Origin of the sequence: Streptomyces sp. MK37H (assembly GCF_018035285.1) — a bacterium.
Taxonomy (GTDB): domain Bacteria; phylum Actinomycetota; class Actinomycetes; order Streptomycetales; family Streptomycetaceae; genus Streptomyces; species Streptomyces endocoffeicus.
The window spans coordinates 1-17,519 of record NZ_JAAAYH010000167.1 but is presented as its reverse complement, the minus strand read 5'-3'; the positions used below and the strand labels follow the sequence as shown (position 1 = coordinate 17,519).

Below are 17,519 nucleotides of genomic sequence, written 5' to 3'. Positions count from 1 at the left end.
GCCACGGCCGCCGGAGCCGCCGGAGCCGCCGGAGCCGCGGCGCCGGGCGCGGACGAGCGGATGGCGCAGGATCTGCACACCCTGTGCGAGGCGATCATCGCCCGCCCCGACGCCCTGACCCAGCTGCGGGACTTCCTCACCCGCCGCATCCTGGAACCGCCGGGCTCCCGGGTCCTGGGATGCGTGCTCCAGCTGGCCGGGCATGAGGACCACGCCCAGTTCTGGTGGCAGTTCGCCGCCGGGGCCGGTGACCCCGCCGCCGCGTACTGCCTCTACCTCCACCACATGGCCCTGGGCGAGGACGGCCAGGCGCACGCGTGGCTCGAGTGGTGGCACGAGCAGGCGGGCAACGACATTCCGCCGGTCACCGACACCGTGGAGGACTGGACCGCCACCGACCACGAGATGGCCGCCGCCCTCCGCATCCTGCACGGCCTGAAGAGGGGACAGGAGGTCCCGCCCGCCACCAGGGCGGTCATCCACTACGTCGCCGAGGCCGTCGATTTCACCGACGACCCCGACATCGACCTCCCGCTGCCGGAGCCGGGGTTCGCCGACCGCATCGAGGACCTCACCACCACCAAGCCCACCAAGACCACCAAGACCAGCACGGACGCCGCGTCCCCGCCCGACCGGGCCGTGCTGCCGGAGCGGCCGCGCAGCGGTTCACCCGCGTAGTGGTTCCCCAGCGCAGTGGTTCCCCCCGCCCAGCGGCACAGAGAGCCGACGGCCGGAGAATGTCTCCGGCCGCCGACTCCCGTTCCCCAAAGCCGCGGAACTCCTCGGCACGCGAACCCCGGTGCTGAGCCTCAGCGCTTGGCCACCAGGTCCTTGAGCGCGACGTTCAGCTCCAGGACGTTCACCCGCGGCTCGCCGATGAACCCGATCGTGCGCCCCTCGGTGTTGTCCTTGACCAGCTTCTCCACCTGGCCGACGGACAGCCCGTTCCGCTCCGCGACCCGGTGGACCTGGATCTTCGCGTACCGCGGGGAGATGTCCGGGTCCAGACCGGAGCCGGAGGACGTCACCGCCTCGGCGGGGACCTGGGACGGCTTGACGGTGTAGCCGGGCACCGAGTTGTTCTTGATGACCGCGGCCTTGGCGTCCCGGACCTGCTGGAGGAGGTCCCTGCTGTCGGCGGAGAGGTTGGTGGCTCCCGACAGCAGCAACTTGTACTGGGTGTTGACGCTGTTGCTGCCGAGGCCATGCGCCGGGCGGCCCTGGAACCACTTCAGATCGGGGTCCGGGGTCTCCTGACCCTTCTTCAGCGGCAGGCCGTACGACTGCCCGATCAGCGAGGAGCCGACGACCTTGCCGTGCGCCGTGATCTCGGAGCCGTTCGCCTTGTCGTGGAACAGCCCCTGGGCGACGCCGGTGACCAGCAGCGGGTAGATGACGCCCGTGACCAGGGTCAGCATCAGCAGGGCGCGCAGCCCGGCGCCGAACAGCCGGACGGTGTTCGTGACGGAATGGTTCATGGCGATCAGCCGATCCCGGGGATGAGGGAGATGAGCATGTCGATGATCTTGATGCCGACGAAGGGCGCGATCAGGCCGCCGAGGCCGTAGATCCCGAGGTTGCGCCGCAGCATCCGGTCCGCGCTCATCGGCCGGTAGCGCACACCCCGCAGGGCCAGCGGCACCAGAGCTATGATGATCAGCGCGTTGAAGATGACCGCGGACAGGATCGCCGAGTCCGGCGAGGACAGCCGCATGATGTTCAACTTGTCCAGGCCCGGGTAGACCGCCGCGAACAGCGCCGGGATGATCGCGAAGTACTTCGCGACATCGTTGGCGATGGAGAAGGTGGTCAGCGCGCCCCGGGTGATCAGCAACTGCTTGCCGATCTCCACGATCTCGATCAGCTTGGTCGGGTTGGAGTCGAGGTCGACCATGTTGCCGGCCTCCTTGGCGGCCGACGTACCGGTGTTCATCGCCACCCCGACGTCCGCCTGCGCCAGCGCCGGGGCGTCGTTGGTGCCGTCACCGGTCATCGCGACCAGCTTGCCGCCCGCCTGCTCCCGCTTGATCAGGGCCATCTTGTCCTCGGGCGTGGCCTCGGCGAGGAAGTCGTCGACGCCCGCCTCCTCGGCTATCGCCTTGGCCGTCAGCGGGTTGTCACCCGTGATCATGACGGTCTTGATGCCCATGCGGCGCAGCTCGTCGAACCGCTCCCGCATGCCCTCCTTGACCACGTCCTTGAGGTGGATGACGCCCAGGACCCGGGCCCCACCGGCGTCGTGCACCGCCACCAGCAGCGGGGTGCCACCGGCCGCGGAGATCCGGTGGGCGATCCGGTCCGCGTCCTCGGCGACCGTACCGCCCCGCTCCCGGACCCAGGCGATGACCGAACCGGCCGCCCCCTTGCGGATCTTCCGCTCGCCGACGTCCACACCCGACATCCGGGTCTGCGCGGTGAACTCGATCCACTCGGCCCCCACCAGCTCGCCCTGGTGGCGCTCGCGCAGCCCGTACGCCTCCTTCGCCAGGACGACGACGGACCGGCCCTCGGGGGTCTCGTCGGCCAGCGAGGACAGCTGGGCGGCGTCCGCCACCTCGGCCTCGGTGGTGCCGCGCACCGGCACGAACTCCGCCGCCTGCCGGTTGCCCAGGGTGATGGTGCCGGTCTTGTCCAGCAGCAGCGTGGAGACATCACCGGCGGCCTCCACCGCCCGGCCCGACATCGCCAGCACATTGCGCTGCACCAGCCGGTCCATGCCCGCGATGCCGATCGCCGACAGCAGCGCGCCGATCGTCGTCGGGATCAGACAGACCAGCAGCGCCACCAGCACCACCATCGTCAGATGCGTGCCCGCGTAATCCGCGAACGGCGGCAGTGTGGCGCAGGCGAGCAGGAACGCGATGGTCAGCGAGGCGAGCAGGATGTTCAGCGCGATCTCGTTGGGCGTCTTCTGCCGTGCGGCGCCCTCGACCAGGTTGATCATCCGGTCGATGAAGGTCTCGCCCGGCTTGGTGGTGATCCTGATGACGATGCGGTCGGACAGCACCTTCGTGCCACCGGTCACGGCCGAACGGTCGCCACCGGACTCCCGGATCACCGGCGCCGACTCGCCGGTGATCGCCGACTCGTCGACCGAGGCGACGCCCTCGACGACATCGCCGTCGCCGGGGATGACATCGCCGGCCTCGCAGACCACCAGGTCACCGATGGTCAGCCCGGTGCCGGGGATCCGCTCCTCCGAGCCGTCCCCCAGCAGCCGGCGCGCGACGGTGTCGGTCTTGGCCTTGCGCAGGGTGTCGGCCTGCGCCTTGCCACGGCCCTCGGCGACCGCCTCCGCCAGATTGGCGAAGATCACGGTCAGCCACAGCCAGGCGCTGATCGCCCAGCCGAACCAGTCGCCCGGGTCCTGACACGAGAACGCGGTGGTCAGTACGGACCCGACCAGCACGACGAACATCACGGGCGACTTCACCATCACCCGCGGGTCCAGCTTGCGGAAGGCGTCCGGCAGCGACCGCAGCAGCTGCCGGGGGTCGAAGAGGCCCGCGCCGACACGGTCCTCGGCCGGGGCGTGCCCGGTGGGAACGCCGCTGTGCGGCGCCCTGGTCGGAGTGGCAGTGGACATGGAGTCCTCGTGGTTTTCTGTGCGGGTGGTCATCACGCCAACCCCTCGGCCAGCGGCCCCAGCGCCAGCGCCGGGAAGTACGTCAGACCGGTGATGATCAGGATCGAGCCCACCAACAACCCGGTGAACAGCGGCTTCTCGGTGCGCAGCGTGCCCGCCGTGGCCGGGACCGGCCGCTGCTCGGCGAGCGAGCCCGCGAGCGCCAGCACGAAGACCATGGGCACGAAGCGGCCGAACAGCATCGCGAGCCCGGTCGTGGTGTTGTACCAGTCGGTGTTCGCGTTCAGGCCGGCGAAGGCCGAGCCGTTGTTGTTCGAGGCGGAGGTGAAGGCGTACAGCACCTCGGAGAAGCCGTGCGCACCGGAGTTGAGCATCGAGTTCGGCGGCGTCGGCAGGGCCATGGAGACGGCGGTGAAGATCAGCACCAGCGCCGGGGTGACCAGGATGTAGCAGGCCGCCAGCTTGATCTCGCGGGCACCGATCTTCTTGCCCAGGTACTCGGGCGTACGGCCGACCATCAGCCCGGCGATGAACACCGCGATGATCGCCATGATCAGCATCCCGTAGAGGCCGGAGCCCACACCGCCGGGCGCGATCTCGCCCAGCATCATGCCGAGCATGGTGATGCCGCCGCCCAGGCCGGTGAAGGAGGAGTGGAAGGAGTCCACCGCTCCGGTCGAGGTGAGCGTGGTCGACACCCCGAAGAGCGCCGAGGCGCCGACCCCGAACCGGGTCTCCTTGCCCTCCATCGCACCACCGGCGGCCTGCAGCGCCGGGCCGTGGTGGGCGAACTCGGTCCACATCAGCAGGGCGACGAAGCCGACCCAGATGGTGACCATGGTCGCCAGGATCGCGTAGCCCTGCTTGACCGAGCCGACCATGACGCCGAAGGTGCGGGTCAGCGCCAGCGGAATGACCAGGATCAGGAAGATCTCGAAGAGGTTGGTGAACGGGGTCGGGTTCTCGAACGGGTGGGCGCTGTTGGCGTTGAAGTATCCGGCGCCGTTGGTGCCCAGCTCCTTGATGGCCTCCTGCGAGGCCACGGCGCCGCCGTTCCACTGCTGCGAGCCGCCCATGAACTGGCCGACCTCGTGGATGCCGGAGAAGTTCTGGATCGCCCCGCAGGCGACCAGCACCACGGCGGCGACCGCCGCCACCGGCACCAGGACGCGGACCGTGCCGCGCACCAGATCGGCCCAGAAGTTCCCGAGCTCACCGGTGCGCGAGCGCGCGAAACCGCGCACCAGCGCCACCGCGACGGCTATGCCCACCGCCGCGGACACGAAGTTCTGCACGGCCAGACCGGCGGTCTGCACGACATGGCCCATGGCCTGCTCGCCGTAGTACGACTGCCAGTTGGTGTTCGTCACGAAGGACGCGGCCGTGTCGAACGCCTGCGCGGGCTCGATCGAGGAGAACCCCAGCGAACCGGGCAGGCTGCCCTGGAGCCGCTGCAGCAGATAGAGGAAGAGCACCCCGGCCACCGAGAAGGCCAGCACCCCGCGCAGATACGCGGTCCAGCGCATCTGGGTGTCGGGGTTGGCACCGATGCCCTTGTAGATCCACTTCTCCACCCGCCAGTGCTTGTCGGAGGAGTAGACCCTGGCCATGTAGGTGCCGAGGGGGACGTAGGCGAGCGCCAGCGCCCCTATGAGGGCGAGCAGCTGCAGCACACCGGCGAGGACGGGACTCATGCTTGTTCTCAGAACCTCTCCGGGAAGAGCAGGGCGAGGACGAGATAGCCCAGCAGGGCGACGGCCACGATCAGGCCGACGACGTTTTCGGCGGTCACAGCTTCGTCACCCCTTTGGCGACAAGGGCCACCAGCGCGAACACCGCGATCGTGGCGACGACGAAGGCCACATCGGCCATCGCGAGCTCCTGGAAAGAGGTCGGGGAAGATCCGCGAACAGCGGATCGAACGGACAACGCAAGAAGGAAACCCCGTCCCATGGCCGGATCCGCGCGTCGTTGACGGGTCCCATACGGCGATCAGCGCGCCTTTGACGCGGCTCTTACGGGCGCTGCGGCGAGGGGTGGCCGGAACCGATCGTTCTGCCGCCGTGGGGTGGCGCGAGGCGCCGTAGGGCGGTGCGGGTGGCTCAGAGAAAACCCGGGGTGCGCCAGATTTCGCCCGCCGCGGTGATCCCCAGCCCCTCGTGGCCGTCCCAAGCCTCGATCCAGTCACGGGACCCGGCGCCCATGGCGAACGCGGCCGTGGCGTAGGCGTCGGTCCGGGTGAGGCTGCGGCCGGTCAGCGTGAGAGAGGCCAGGGCGGTGGCGGGCCGGCCGGTGTGCGGGTCCATCACGTGCGCGCCGCGCTCGGCCGTCCCCGAGGTGGCGACGGCCAGATCACGTCCGGTGACCACGGCAGCCGGCTTCCCAGGGCGGGCGGGGTGCGCGATGCCGATCCGCCAGGGCGTGCCGGGGGCGGCTTCGCCACGCAGCTGGATGTCGCCGCCACCGTTGACGCAGGTGTTGTGCGCGCCCTCCTCGTACAGCATCCGCGACGCCCGTTCGACCGCCCAGCCCTTGACCAATCCGGACGGGTCGAGCCGGCCGCCGGGGGTGTGGCTGAACCAGCCGTCGGTGGCGTGCGCCACCTCCTCGCACAACGCGAACACCTCGGCCACCTCGGGCCCGTGCCGCTCCGGGACCGGCTCGCCCCGGCCGAGGCGGCTGATCGCGCTGTCGGGACGGTAGGTGGAGAAGACCTCGTCCACGTGGTGCAGCCAGGCCACGGCCTCCTTCAGGGCCCGGCGGACGGGCGGGGTGACCGGATCGCGGAGGTCGAAGGAGAACACCGTGCCCATGGCGTGCTCGACGTGGCGCATTCCGCGCGCGGGGGTGGATGCCTCAGACACCGGCCTTGTCCAGTGCGCTCTGCAGGGACCGGGCGTACCCCTCGCTGGTGTAGGTGGCGCCGGAAACGGCGTCGATGTGCGCGCTCTGGGCGCTCAGCGCCTCCTGGGTGAGCCGGGGCACGGCGTCCGCGGCGATCTGCTGGGAGCGGGGGCGGTCGGACGGAGTCCGGAGCGCCTTGACAGTGGTGATCCTGCCGTGGGAGAGCGTGACGGACACCTGGACCGGTCCGTACGAGGTATTGATCACGCTGCCGGTGTACGTGCCGGAGGCGCCGCCGTTCGAGCGCTCGTGCCCGCTCGGCGCGGGGGACGTCGACGCTCCCGGTGTCCCGGAGGGGGCTGGCGATGCCGTCAAGTCCGGGGCCGGCTTCTGGTGCGGTTTGAGCGACAGCAGCAGGATCACACCTGCCACGGTCGAGACGGTGGTCACGGCGGCCTTGCGCACGGTGGATCTCCTTCGGACGCGGCGCGGATCGGACTCAGAACGCGAACGACTCGTGGTGGACACGGCGGCGCGGTACCCCCGCCTCGTGCAGGGCGCCCAGCGCGGCCTCCGTCATGCCCGGTGGGCCGCACAGGTAGACGTCTCGTTCGGCGAGATCGGGTACCAGACCGCGCAGCGCCCCAGCGGTCAGCGGAGAGGAGTAGGCGGCGGGCTCGTCCACGACGTAATGGACGGCCGCCCCGCGCGCGGCGGCGAGTGCGTCGAGCTCGCCGCGCAGGGCCAGGTCCTCGGGGCGCCGGGCCCGGTAGATGAGAGTCACCTCGCCGGGCAGCGTCTCGAAGAGGGTCCGCAGCGGGGTGATCCCGACGCCGCCGCCCAGGAGGAGGGTCTTGCGGGTGCGGCGGCGGCGTGCGGTGAAGGCCCCGTACGGGCCCTCGGCGAGAACCCGGGTGCCTGGCCGGAGATGGGCGAGGGCCGCACTGTGGCTACCGGACGCCTTGACGGTGATCCGCAAGTACGCCGGGTGTGGGGCGGCGGACAGGGAGTAGGGGTTGGCGGCCCACCACATGCCCCGCGTCAGGAACCGCCACCGGAAGAACTGGCCGGGCTCCGCGCGCAGCTCCGCCAGCCCGCTGCCCGACAGATACACCGATACGACGCCCGGAGCCTCGGGCCGGACCTCGGTGACGTACAGCCGGTGGCGCAGCGCCCGGCGCACCGGGACGGCGAACCGGTACCAGGCCAGCAGGGCCGCCACCGCGATGTAGAGGGCGTACCAGACCAGCTGGGCCGTGCGGTCCCCGGTGAAGTCGGCCCCGTCGGAGAGCTGGTGTCCGAAGGCCAGGAAGACCGCGAGATAGGTCGCGAAGTGCAGAAGGTGCCAGGTCTCGTAGGGGAGGCGACGGCGCACGGCCCGCGCGGACACGATCGCGGTGACGAGGAGCAGCGAGAAGCCGATCGTCCCCTTGAGCAGGTCCGGGTAGTGGAGGACCAGAGTGGTGGTCTGGTCCACCACGCCGGTGCGCGATTCCAGCGAGTACCCCCAGATGATCAGCAGGACATGGGCGCAGGCCAGCGAGATCGTGTAGCGGCCGCCCATCGCGTGCCAGCGGGCCAGCCGATCGGTGCCGATGGCGCGGTCCAGCAGCGGTACACGCGCCATCAGCAGCAGGAGGATCGCGCAGGCGTAACCGGCGAGCAGACCGGTGATCCGCCCCGCGCCGGTCAGCCAGCCGGCGGCGCCGACGACCGAGGGGGTGTCGCTCCACCACAGCGCCAGGACGGCGGCGGCCCCGCCCCAGATCATCACGTGCGTGAGCACCGGTACGGGGCTGGGCGGGCGCGGTGCCGACCGGGACGGGCGGGTCATGGCCGGGACCGGCGGCGTCGTGCTGCTCATGGGAGTCCTCTCGGTGACGTGCCCGGCCAGCGTCACGCGCGAAGCTCTGAGGACCCTCTGAACCCGGGCGGACGCGTTCGGATTCAGAGGAAACTCAGAGGAAGGGCGGGTCTCGGCACCGCACACCGCGAGGGATGCTGGACGCATCATGGATACGCACCCCACCGGCCGTTCTCTGCTGCGGCCCGACGGCGCCCGGGTCCGCGTCCTCGTCGTCGACGACGAACCCGATCTGACCGAGGTGCTGTCGGGTGCGCTGCGCTACGAGGGCTGGGAGGCCCGCACCGCCGCCGACGGCGCGTCCGCGCTGGACGCCGCGCGGGCGTTCCGCCCGGACGCGGTGGTGCTCGACTGGATGCTGCCGGACACCGACGGGCTCGCGGTGCTGCGCGCGGTGCGGGCGGAGCTGCCGGATGTGTGCGTGCTGTTCCTGACCGCGCGCGACGCGGTGGAGGACCGGATCGCGGGTATCACGGCGGGTGGGGACGACTATGTGACCAAGCCGTTCAGCCTGGAGGAGGTGCTGGCCCGGCTGCGCGGGCTGCTGCGCCGGGCCGGGATGGCGCGGGAGCCGGGCGACGACCGGCTGGTGGTCGCGGATCTGGTGATGGACGAGCAGGCGCGGGAGGTGACCCGCGGGGGTGTGGCCGTGGAGCTGTCCCGCACCGAGTTCGAGCTGCTGCGGTTCCTGATGCGCAACCCCCGGCGGGTGCTGTCCAAGGCGCAGATCCTGGACCGGGTGTGGAGCTACGACTTCGGCGGCCAGGCCCATGTGGTCGAGCTGTACATCAGCTATCTGCGCAAGAAGATCGACGCGGGGCGGGCGCCACTGATCCACACCGTGCGCGGGGTCGGCTACGTCCTGAAGGCGGAGGTTTCATGAGGCGGCCGTTCACCAGGTGGCCGCCCCGTACGCTGCGTGCCAGGCTGACCGCCGGGCTGGTGGTGCTGCTCGCGGTGGCGAGTCTGGCGGTGGGGCTGACCACGGTGTTCGCCCTGGAGGGGTTTCTGGTGCGGCGGCTGGACCAGCAGCTCACGGCGGCCGGCGGCCGGTTCCCGGCCAGCCTGGAACACGGTGAGCGGCACCCCGACGCCGACAACGCGCCCGACACCCGTGGACAGTCGGACCGCACCTTCGGCGCCCGGCTGCTGCGCGGTACGACGACCGACGCGGCGGTGGTACGCGACCAGACGGACGCCGCCGTACCGCTGACCGGCGCCGACCGGGCGGTCCTGGCGGGGCTGCCAGTGGACGGCGACGGCCACAGCGTGCGTCTGTCCGCGCTCGGCGGCTACCGCGTGGTCGCCGTCCACGGGGACGACGGGGATGTCCTGGTCACCGGGCTGCCGCTGCGTCCGGTGGAGGAGACCGTGCACCGGCTGGAGATCGTGGAGAGCGTGGTGTTCGGCAGCGCGCTGCTGGTCACCGGGGTGGCCGGGGCACTGTGGGTACGGCTGTCGCTGCGCCCGCTGCGGCGGGTGACCACGACCGCCGCCGGGGTGGCCGAGCTGCCGCTGGCCAGCGGTGAGGTGGCCATGCCGCCGCCGGTGCCGGACACCGATCCACACACCGAGGTGGGCCAGGTGGGCACCGCGCTCAACCGGATGCTCGGCCACGTCGGGGACGCGCTCGCCCGTCGCCAGGCGAGCGAGGAGCGGCTGCGGCACTTCGCCGCCGACGCCAGTCATGAGCTGCGGACACCGGTGGCCTCCGTCCGTGGCCACGCCGAGCTGGCGCTGCGCCATCCGGGGCCGGTGCCGGATGACGTGCGGCACGCGCTGGAGCGGATCCAGGCCGAGTCGGAGCGGATGTCCACGCTGGTGGACGATCTGCTGCTGCTCGCCCGGCTCGACGCGGGACGGCCTCTGGCCCGCCGACCGGTCGATCTGACCCGGCTGGTACTCGACGCGACGGGCGACGCACGGGCCGCCGGGCCCGGCCACCGCTGGACGCTGGAGCTGGCCGAGGAGCCGGTGACGGTGCTCGGCGACGAGCACCGGCTCCAGCAGGTGGTGGGCAATCTGCTGACCAACGCCCGTACCCACACCCCGCCCGGCACCCGGGTCACCGTACGGCTCGCCACGGCCGGTGCGGCCTGGGCGGAGCTGACGGTATCGGACGACGGTCCGGGGGTGCCCGACGGACTCCAGGACGAGGTGTTCGAGCGGTTCGCGCGCGCGGATCCCGGCCGGTCCCGGGCGGCGGGCGGCACCGGGCTGGGGCTGGCGATCGTCCGGGCCGTGGTGGCGGCCCACGGCGGCACGATCACGCTGACCAGCGTCCCGGGCGCCACGGCCTTCCGGACCAGGCTCCCGCTCACTCCGATTCGGCCGTTCGTGCGTGGACATCACGCCTGAGAGTGCACGGGTTCTGCGGCGGGTGCGTGGTGGCCGGGGGCGGGGCTGGGCCCGTTCCCGCGACTGGATCGACATCAAGCGGTCGGCGGTCCGGTCCACGATGGCCTCGACGATGGTGAGCAGGCGACGGCCCGCCTGTTCGATGCTTCCGTTTCGCGCACTGACCTGCGCGCCTTCAAGGGCGAAGGTGATCTCGGCCGCCGCCTGCTCGGGATCGGGCAGCCCGGCTTCGGTGCACATGCGCACCAGCCTGCGGGCCTGCTGGGCCTTGTGCTGTGCGATCACCTGACGCGCTCCCGGCCCGATGCGGCTCAGGGTCCGTCCGTGCCCGTCCACTCCGCGATGCGAAGTCGAGGATGCCAGCCCCCGGGGGCGCAGCGGCGCTCCGCGGAGAACGAGGCCGAGGGCGGCCGGAGATGCCGCTGTTCCGCGAGCCCGACTGCCCTCGCTCCGCCGCCCTGACGTGCGTCACCACCTCCGGGAAACGCAAAGTGCTGGCCGAGATGAGACTCGACCAGCACTCTCGTGAAGCCCTGGGCTGTCAGTATGTGTCCGAGGGGGGACTTGAACCCCCACGCCCGATAAAGGGCACTAGCACCTCAAGCTAGCGCGTCTGCCATTCCGCCACCCGGACCAGGTGTCCGCCGGTCGGCCCGTGGCCGCTCCGACATGGAAAACCATAGCAAACATCGGGACGTGCTCGATCACGGCCGGTCGTGCTCCGGGGTGGCCGGGTGGGCGGGCTGTGTGACGGGGGCATGACGGCGGTATTGCCGCCTTGGGCTCGGCGGGCGAGCGGAGGAGGATGGGCGGGTGACCCCTGCCGCGGGGTCCGTGGCAGGGCGTTCCGTGGCAGCGCAACGACGAGGAGGCATCGTGAGTGAGTCGCTTTCGGGCGCGACGACGACCGGGACGGTCAAGGGTGAGGACGAGGTGGTCGACCTCTGCCGTGACCTGATCCGGATCGACACCAGTAACTATGGCGACCACTCCGGCCCCGGTGAGCGCGCGGCCGCCGAGTATGTCGCCGAGAAGCTGGCCGAGGTGGGGCTCGAGCCCAAGATCTTCGAGTCGCACAAGGGCAGGGCGTCGACCGTGGCACGCATCGAGGGGGAGGATCCGTCCCGTCCCGCGCTGCTCATCCACGGCCACACCGACGTCGTACCGGCCAATGCCGAGGACTGGACCCACCACCCCTTCTCCGGCGAGATCGTGGACGACTGCGTCTGGGGCCGGGGCGCGGTGGACATGAAGGACATGGACGCGATGACGCTCGCGGTCGTCCGGGAGCGGCTGCGCAGCGGCCGCAAGCCCCCGCGCGACATCGTGCTGGCGTTCCTCGCCGATGAGGAGGCGGGCGGGGTCTACGGGGCCAAGCACCTGGTCAACAACCACCCCGAGCTCTTTGAGGGCGTGACCGAGGCGATCGGCGAGGTCGGCGGCTTCTCCTTCACCGTCAACGAGCAGCTGCGGCTCTATCTGATCGAGACCGCGCAGAAGGGCATGCACTGGATGCGGCTCACGGTGGACGGCACCGCGGGTCATGGCTCGATGACCAACAACGACAACGCCATCACCGAGCTGACCGAGGCGGTCGGGCGGCTCGGGCGGCACAAGTTCCCGGTGCGGGTCACCAAGACCGTACGGTCCTTCCTGGACGAGCTGTCCGACGCGCTCGGCACTCCGCTCGACCCGGAGAACATGGACGAGACGCTCGCCAAGCTGGGCGGCATCGCGAAGATCATCGGGGCCACGCTCCAGAACACCGCCGCCCCGACCATGCTCAGCGCCGGCTACAAGGTCAACGTCATTCCGGGGCAGGCCACGGCGCATGTGGACGGGCGCTTCCTGCCGGGGTTCGAGGAGGAGTTCCTGGCCGACCTCGACCGCATCCTCGGCCCGCGGGTCAAGCGGGAGGACGTGCACGCGGACAAGGCGCTGGAGACCACCTTCGACGGGGCGCTGGTGGACGCCATGCAGTCGGCGCTGAAGGCCGAGGACCCGATCGCCCGCGCCGTGCCGTACTGCCTCTCGGGCGGTACGGACGCGAAGTCCTTCGACGACCTCGGCATCCGCTGCTTCGGCTTCGCGCCGCTGCGGCTGCCCCCGGAGCTGGACTTCGCCGGGATGTTCCACGGGGTCGACGAGCGGGTGCCGGTGGACGGGCTGAAGTTCGGTGTGCGGGTGCTGGACCGGTTCCTGGACGCCTGCTGAGGGTGTGCTGAGGGGGCTGCTGGGCCCGCTGAGGGGCTGACACGATCGGCCTAATCGATCACACATACCGAAGGGACCAAAAAGGGTGAATGGTGTCGTAGCTTGATAGCTTGATTGCTCCCTTCTCGTTACATGGTGTGTGCGGCCCGTAACCGGGTCGCGATGCCGACAAGGGGGTGGTGCTGTGCCCCGCCTTCGGCAACTACCGCATCGATCACGTGACATCGAGTCACGGTCCACCGGGGTGTGATCCCGGGTGGTCTCGGAGTGTGCGCGCTCCGGGGCCGCTCGGGGATGGGGGTGCGGGCGAGATCGCCCGCGCGCACTCCGTCCGGGACGGAAGGCTAGGGGAGCAGAAAGTTATGCGACAGGTTGCGAAAAAGGGCCTGATCACCGTAGCCGCGGCCAGCGGCGTTCTCGCCGTGACCGGCGGCTATGCCCATGCGGCGGGGTCGGGCGCCGACGGTGGCGCCGCGTACTCGCCGGGCGTCGTCTCGGGCAACAACATCCAGGCGCCGGTGCATGTGCCGGTGAACCTGTGTGGAAACACGGTCAGCGTCGTCGGTGTCTTCAACGGCGCCGGCGGGGGGCAGTGCGGCGACCGGACCGGTGGCGGCTCGGGCGACTCGTCCGGCGGTGGCGGCTCGCAGTCCGGCGGCTCGCAGGCGCAGGGCAGCAGCAGCGGCTCATCGGGCATCGGCTCCGGCAACAACATCCAGGCCCCGATCGGCGTCCCGGTCAATGTGTGCGGGAACAACGTCAGCGCGGTCGGGTTCGGGAACAGCAGTGATGGCGGCGACTGCGGGGAGACGGTGCCGGCGGTGCCGGAGAACCCGGGGGAGCCGGAGGAGCCGGGCAACCCGGGCAACCCGGGCAACCCGGGGAATCCTGGGAACCCCGGGAACCCTGGCAACCCGGGGAATCCGGGGAACCCCGGGAACCCCGGGAACCCGGGGAATCCTGGCAATCCGGGCAACCCCGGAAACCCTGGTAACCCGGGGAACCCCGGAAACCCGGGTCAGCCTGGGAACCCGGGCAACCCCGGTAACCCGAGCAACCCGGGGGGTTCGAACCCCGGTGGTGGCTCGGAGCAGCCCGGGGACTCCTCGCAGGGCCACCAGGCCGAGCACGCAGGAGCCCACGGCCTCGACCCGTCCGCGAACCTCGGCAGCAAGGAGCAGCTCGCGCACACCGGTGCGGGCCCCGTCGAGCTGGCCATTCCGGCCGCCGCGGGCATGCTGCTGGCGGGCACGGTGCTCTACCGCCGGGCCCGCGCCGCACAGCGCTGATCACACCTCGCGCTGATCACACCTCGCGCTGATCACACCTCGCGCTGATGGGTGCTGACAGGTGCCGGGCGGTGGCCCCACCGCACCGCACACCGTGCACCGCACCCAAACACACGCCGCACATCACACACCGGATCCCATACGCCGGGTGACGGTGGCGTCACTCCGGGCGGGCCCCGCGCCAAGCGGGGCCCGCCCGGTCATGCCCCGGCCCGCTACCAGGTCGCCCGGAGCTGGCGGATGATCCGGCGCCGCAATCGCACTCTGCGGCTGCCGTCGGGGTTGAGTCTCAAGCGATCCAACTCCCAGTGTCCGTACTCGGCATGGTCGGTGAGCAGGCGGGTAGTGGCCTTGCGGGAAACGCCGCGCGGCACATACACATCACAGAATTCGTATTCCGGCATCGCATCTATTGTGCGGGAACTGCCCTGCTACGGATAGCGTCTGCACTATGTCTGATGCTGCGCAGCCATCCGCTGCCGAGGTACGTGCCGCCGCCGAAGCGGTGAAAGCCGCACTGGATCGTCACCTCGACGCTGTCGAACGCCGGTCGGGGGAAGGCGATCCGGCCGTCTACGCCGCGTTCAACGAACTGGCCGCGGCAGCCGAGGTCTACGACGAGCTGCTCTATGACGCCTACGACGAGGTGACGCCCTTCGAGATCCCTGGTGACGACCGCCTCCCCGCCTACACCGGGCCGGAGGAGCCGAGCGCGCTGAGCGTGCTGATCCGCAGGGACTACGTCGTCGCCGAACCGCAGCGACTGCTCTCGCAGGCGCAGCGGATCGCCGACCTGGATCCGGACATCGACACGGGGAGCGACAAGCAGGGCGGCGGGGCGGCCGCCGGGGAGAGCGTGCACACCGCCCTGGGGGTGGTCTTCGGCGAGTTCGAGCCGGACGAGATCGCCTCTCGGCACAAGGAGTTCGGCCTGGAGGAGGGTGACTCCACGCTCTGGGTGGTGGCGGCCGAGGAGGCCCCGGAGCCGGGGGAGTGGCTCTCCGCCCCCTTCGACCAGGCGGATCCGCATATGGTCGTGTGCCGCTTCGACATGAGCTCGGTCTTCGACGAGGAGCTCGAGGACGACGAGGAGATCGAGGACGAGGACGAGGACGACCTGGAGGTCCTGGAGCCGGGCAGCTGAGTTCTGGGGTTCGGGTCCGCTTGGCTCCGGGCCGCTTGGCTTTGGATCAACCGGCCCCGAATCGCTGGGCCGCGGATTGCTCGGTACCGGGCGGCTCGGTTCCGGGCGGTGGGCTCCGGGACCGCTCGGTCCCGGAGCACTCAGGCCGGGCCGTTCCGCTTCGGACCGGCCCGAACCGCTCGACTCCGGACCAGCCGGTCCCGGATCGCTCGGTCCGGGACCGTTTCGCTTTGGGCCGCGCGGTTCCGGGCCGCTTGGCGTGGGGCCCCTCGGTTCCGGATCACGCGGCCCGAATCGCCTGACCGCGAGGTCGGGTGATCCGGGTGACCGCCGCGGGCCGGGGCTGGCGCGGGCCCGTCGGTCAGCCAGTGGGCGCGGGTGGGACCTGGGCCTGGAGGAGGGCTCGTAGGCGGGTGGTGCGGTCCTTGAAGGGGGTTTCCGCCACCGCTCGCGGCAGCGCCGCCTCCGCGCCGTGGACCACCGACAGATGGCGCTCACCGCGGCCGAAGGCCGTGTAGACCCAGGCCCGGGTCAGCCCCGCCGTGGCGTCGCCCGGCAGCACCACCACGGCCGCGGGCCAGCGCGCTCCCGCCGCCTGGTGCGCGGTGAGGGCCCAGCCGTGCCGCACCAGCTCGCCGACCTCCTCGCGCGGCACCACGACCGGTGTGCCCGCGCAGTCCAGACGCAGCCCCTCGGCGTCCGCCGAGACCACGGTGCCCGGCACCGTACGGCCCGGGGCCGGGGTGTACGCCACGCGGTCGCCCGGGTCGAAGCCGCCGAACCGGCCGGGGCCTGGGTTGAGGCGGTCCTTCAGGGCCGCGTTGAGCGCGCGGGTGCCGGCCGCGCCGCCGTGGCCCGGGGTGATCACCTGGGTCTGCTCCGGCGGGACGCCGATCGCACGGGGCACCGAGTCGGCGACGAGCTGCACGGTGCGGTGCACCGCCTCGCCCGCGTCCCGTACGGGCACGATCACGACCTCCTTACCGGGCGCCTCCACCTGGTTGAGCTCGCCGATCCCGATGCCCGAGACCAGCTCGCCGATGGGGCCCGGGTCGGGGGTGCGGGAGACGACCTGCGGGCAGCGGCGGGCCGCCACCAGGTCCGCGAAGACCCGGCCGGGACCGGCCGACCACAGCACCCCGGGATCCCCGCTGAGCACCAGACGGGCGCCGTCCGGCAGCGACTCGACCAGCATCGCGGCCGTCTCCACATCGAGCTGCGGGGCGTCCAGGACGACGAGCAGATCGAGCGCCGGCGCGCCCTCCTCGTCGCGTCCGGGGCCCTCGGCGCCGGCCAGCAGCCCGGCGACCGTGACGGCCGCCGAGGCGGCCTCCGGGGCCTGGTCCGGGTCGGTGTCCGGGGCCTCGCCCAGGGCGGCGGCCAGCCGCCGCCTGCCGTCCTCGGTGTGCGCGGCCGCGTAGGCCCGCAGGCCCATCGCACGGGCGGCGGCGACCAGCGCCGCCGGTTCGGCGCGCGCCGCCTCGCCACCGCTGTGGGCGACCAGGCCGTGGGCCGCGACGGTACGGATGAGCTCCGCGGCGGAGGCGGACGGCGCGGCGGCGGCCGCGCTCTCCCACTCGGCATCGCCCGTCGGCGCCTCGCCGTCCTGAGAGGGGGCGAAGGTGCTCGCCAGCCGGGCGAGACCGTCGGCCAGGCTCTCCTCCGCCAGGGCATAGCGGTCCAGCCCCAGCAGCACCCGCACCGGCTGCTCGGCGTCCTCGTCCTCGGCCGCCCGGGGACGGGCCCCCGCCGGGGCGTCGAGCGCGTCCTGGAAGACCAGCACCGCACCCTCCGCGATCGCGGTGCGCAGCGCCTCGTCCGGGTCCGGCACGGACGCCTTGGCGAGCGCATCACGCAGCGCGGACGACTCCAGCGCCGTATGCCCTTCGAGGGCGGCGCGCTCCAGCAGCCAGCCGGTGAGCGCCAGCGCACGGCGCTCGTCGCCGGGCTCGCAGGCCGGGCCGAGGAGGGAGCGGGCGAAGCCGTCCGCCTGGTCGGGGCGTACGCCGGGCACGGCCAGCAGTTGCCAGGGGTCCTCGCGCAGCGCCTCGGCGGCGTGCTCCCCGAGCGTTTCGGCGACCTTCCCGGCCAGGGTCTCGGGAGCCCCGCCCGCCGCGAGCACCTCCCGGACGTCGCCACTGCCGGGGATCTCACCCCCCGGCCCGCGCGCCGGACGGGCCGACGGCGGACGTACGGGAGCGGGCGCGGAGGCGGGCGCCG

General features: G+C 71.7%; 16 protein-coding genes, 1 tRNA gene and 1 pseudogene. 6 read left to right on the top strand and 12 right to left on the bottom strand.

The features are described 5' to 3' along the window. A partial coding sequence (locus tag GWI24_RS22930; RefSeq protein WP_210947794.1) for a hypothetical protein occupies positions 1-678 on the top strand: 678 nt, incomplete at its 5' end. A 131-nt stretch (positions 679-809) separates the two neighbouring features. On the opposite strand, the gene GWI24_RS22925 is transcribed toward GWI24_RS22930, so the two are convergent. The 8 genes from GWI24_RS22925 to GWI24_RS22890 form a co-directional block, all read right to left on the bottom strand. Then, on the bottom strand, positions 810-1,478 hold the full coding sequence (locus GWI24_RS22925; protein WP_210947793.1) for a potassium-transporting ATPase subunit C: 669 nt from the start codon (positions 1,476-1,478) through the stop codon (positions 810-812). A gap of 5 nt (positions 1,479-1,483) precedes the next feature. Next, the gene (kdpB, locus tag GWI24_RS22920; protein ID WP_247616756.1) at positions 1,484-3,619 is read right to left on the bottom strand and encodes a potassium-transporting ATPase subunit KdpB; all 2,136 of its coding nucleotides are present in this window, start codon (positions 3,617-3,619) and stop codon (positions 1,484-1,486) included. Beyond that, positions 3,619-5,280, bottom strand: a complete 1,662-nt coding sequence (kdpA, locus tag GWI24_RS22915) for a potassium-transporting ATPase subunit KdpA (RefSeq protein ID WP_210947792.1) — start codon at positions 5,278-5,280, stop codon at positions 3,619-3,621. Before kdpA ends, kdpB begins: the two co-directional genes overlap by 1 nt. Positions 5,281-5,288: 8 nt before the next feature. Beyond that, positions 5,289-5,378, bottom strand: a complete 90-nt coding sequence (gene kdpF / locus GWI24_RS22910) for a K(+)-transporting ATPase subunit F (protein WP_210947791.1) — start codon at positions 5,376-5,378, stop codon at positions 5,289-5,291. Further along, positions 5,375-5,515 (bottom strand): hypothetical protein, encoded by a 141-nt coding sequence (locus GWI24_RS22905; RefSeq protein ID WP_210947798.1) that lies wholly within the window; start codon positions 5,513-5,515, stop codon positions 5,375-5,377. The genes kdpF and GWI24_RS22905 overlap by 4 nt, the downstream gene beginning before the upstream one ends. A gap of 173 nt (positions 5,516-5,688) precedes the next feature. After that, a complete protein-coding gene (locus GWI24_RS22900) occupies positions 5,689-6,399 on the bottom strand; it encodes an FAD:protein FMN transferase (protein WP_210947796.1) in 711 nt (236 codons plus the stop codon). Between the two features lie 43 nt (positions 6,400-6,442). Further along, positions 6,443-6,895 carry an FMN-binding protein gene (locus GWI24_RS22895; RefSeq protein WP_210947790.1) on the bottom strand — a complete coding sequence of 151 codons (453 nt, stop codon included), beginning with the start codon at positions 6,893-6,895 and terminating at the stop codon, positions 6,443-6,445. Positions 6,896-6,929: 34 nt separating this feature from the next. Continuing rightward, positions 6,930-8,294 carry a ferredoxin reductase family protein gene (locus GWI24_RS22890; protein WP_210947789.1) on the bottom strand — a complete coding sequence of 455 codons (1,365 nt, stop codon included), beginning with the start codon at positions 8,292-8,294 and terminating at the stop codon, positions 6,930-6,932. Positions 8,295-8,442: 148 nt separating this feature from the next. Between GWI24_RS22890 and GWI24_RS22885 the strand changes: the two genes are divergently transcribed. Both GWI24_RS22885 and GWI24_RS22880 read left to right on the top strand, forming a co-directional pair. Beyond that, positions 8,443-9,177, top strand: coding sequence for a response regulator transcription factor (locus tag GWI24_RS22885; RefSeq protein ID WP_281790419.1), 735 nt, complete (start codon positions 8,443-8,445; stop codon positions 9,175-9,177). Then, complete coding sequence (locus GWI24_RS22880) at positions 9,174-10,652, top strand: HAMP domain-containing sensor histidine kinase (protein WP_210947788.1); 1,479 nt, start codon at positions 9,174-9,176, stop codon at positions 10,650-10,652. Before GWI24_RS22885 ends, GWI24_RS22880 begins: the two co-directional genes overlap by 4 nt. Positions 10,653-10,742: 90 nt before the next feature. On the opposite strand, the pseudogene GWI24_RS45455 reads toward GWI24_RS22880, so the two are convergent. Next, positions 10,743-10,946 (bottom strand): annotated as a pseudogene (locus GWI24_RS45455) (TetR family transcriptional regulator); the annotation flags it as partial. A 255-nt stretch (positions 10,947-11,201) separates the two neighbouring features. Then, a tRNA-Leu gene (locus tag GWI24_RS22875) sits at positions 11,202-11,286 on the bottom strand. A gap of 242 nt (positions 11,287-11,528) precedes the next feature. Here GWI24_RS22875 and GWI24_RS22870 point away from each other — a divergent pair. Further along, entirely contained in the window at positions 11,529-12,866 is a 1,338-nt protein-coding gene (locus tag GWI24_RS22870; RefSeq protein ID WP_210947787.1) for a M20/M25/M40 family metallo-hydrolase, read from the top strand. Between the two features lie 362 nt (positions 12,867-13,228). Further along, complete coding sequence (locus GWI24_RS22865; protein WP_210947786.1) at positions 13,229-14,155, top strand: chaplin; 927 nt, start codon at positions 13,229-13,231, stop codon at positions 14,153-14,155. A gap of 215 nt (positions 14,156-14,370) precedes the next feature. Here the strand turns inward: GWI24_RS22865 and GWI24_RS22860 are convergent, their stop codons facing one another. Then, positions 14,371-14,559: a DUF5703 family protein gene (locus GWI24_RS22860; protein ID WP_014059547.1), complete on the bottom strand. Its 189-nt coding sequence runs from the start codon at positions 14,557-14,559 to the stop codon at positions 14,371-14,373. A 47-nt stretch (positions 14,560-14,606) separates the two neighbouring features. On the opposite strand from GWI24_RS22860, the gene GWI24_RS22855 reads away from it, so the two are divergent. Then, positions 14,607-15,299, top strand: a complete 693-nt coding sequence (locus tag GWI24_RS22855; RefSeq protein ID WP_210947785.1) for a hypothetical protein — start codon at positions 14,607-14,609, stop codon at positions 15,297-15,299. Between the two features lie 361 nt (positions 15,300-15,660). On the opposite strand, the gene GWI24_RS22850 is transcribed toward GWI24_RS22855, so the two are convergent. Then, positions 15,661-17,519 (bottom strand): helix-hairpin-helix domain-containing protein (locus GWI24_RS22850; RefSeq protein WP_247616755.1); only part of this gene is annotated, 1,859 nt, incomplete at its 5' end.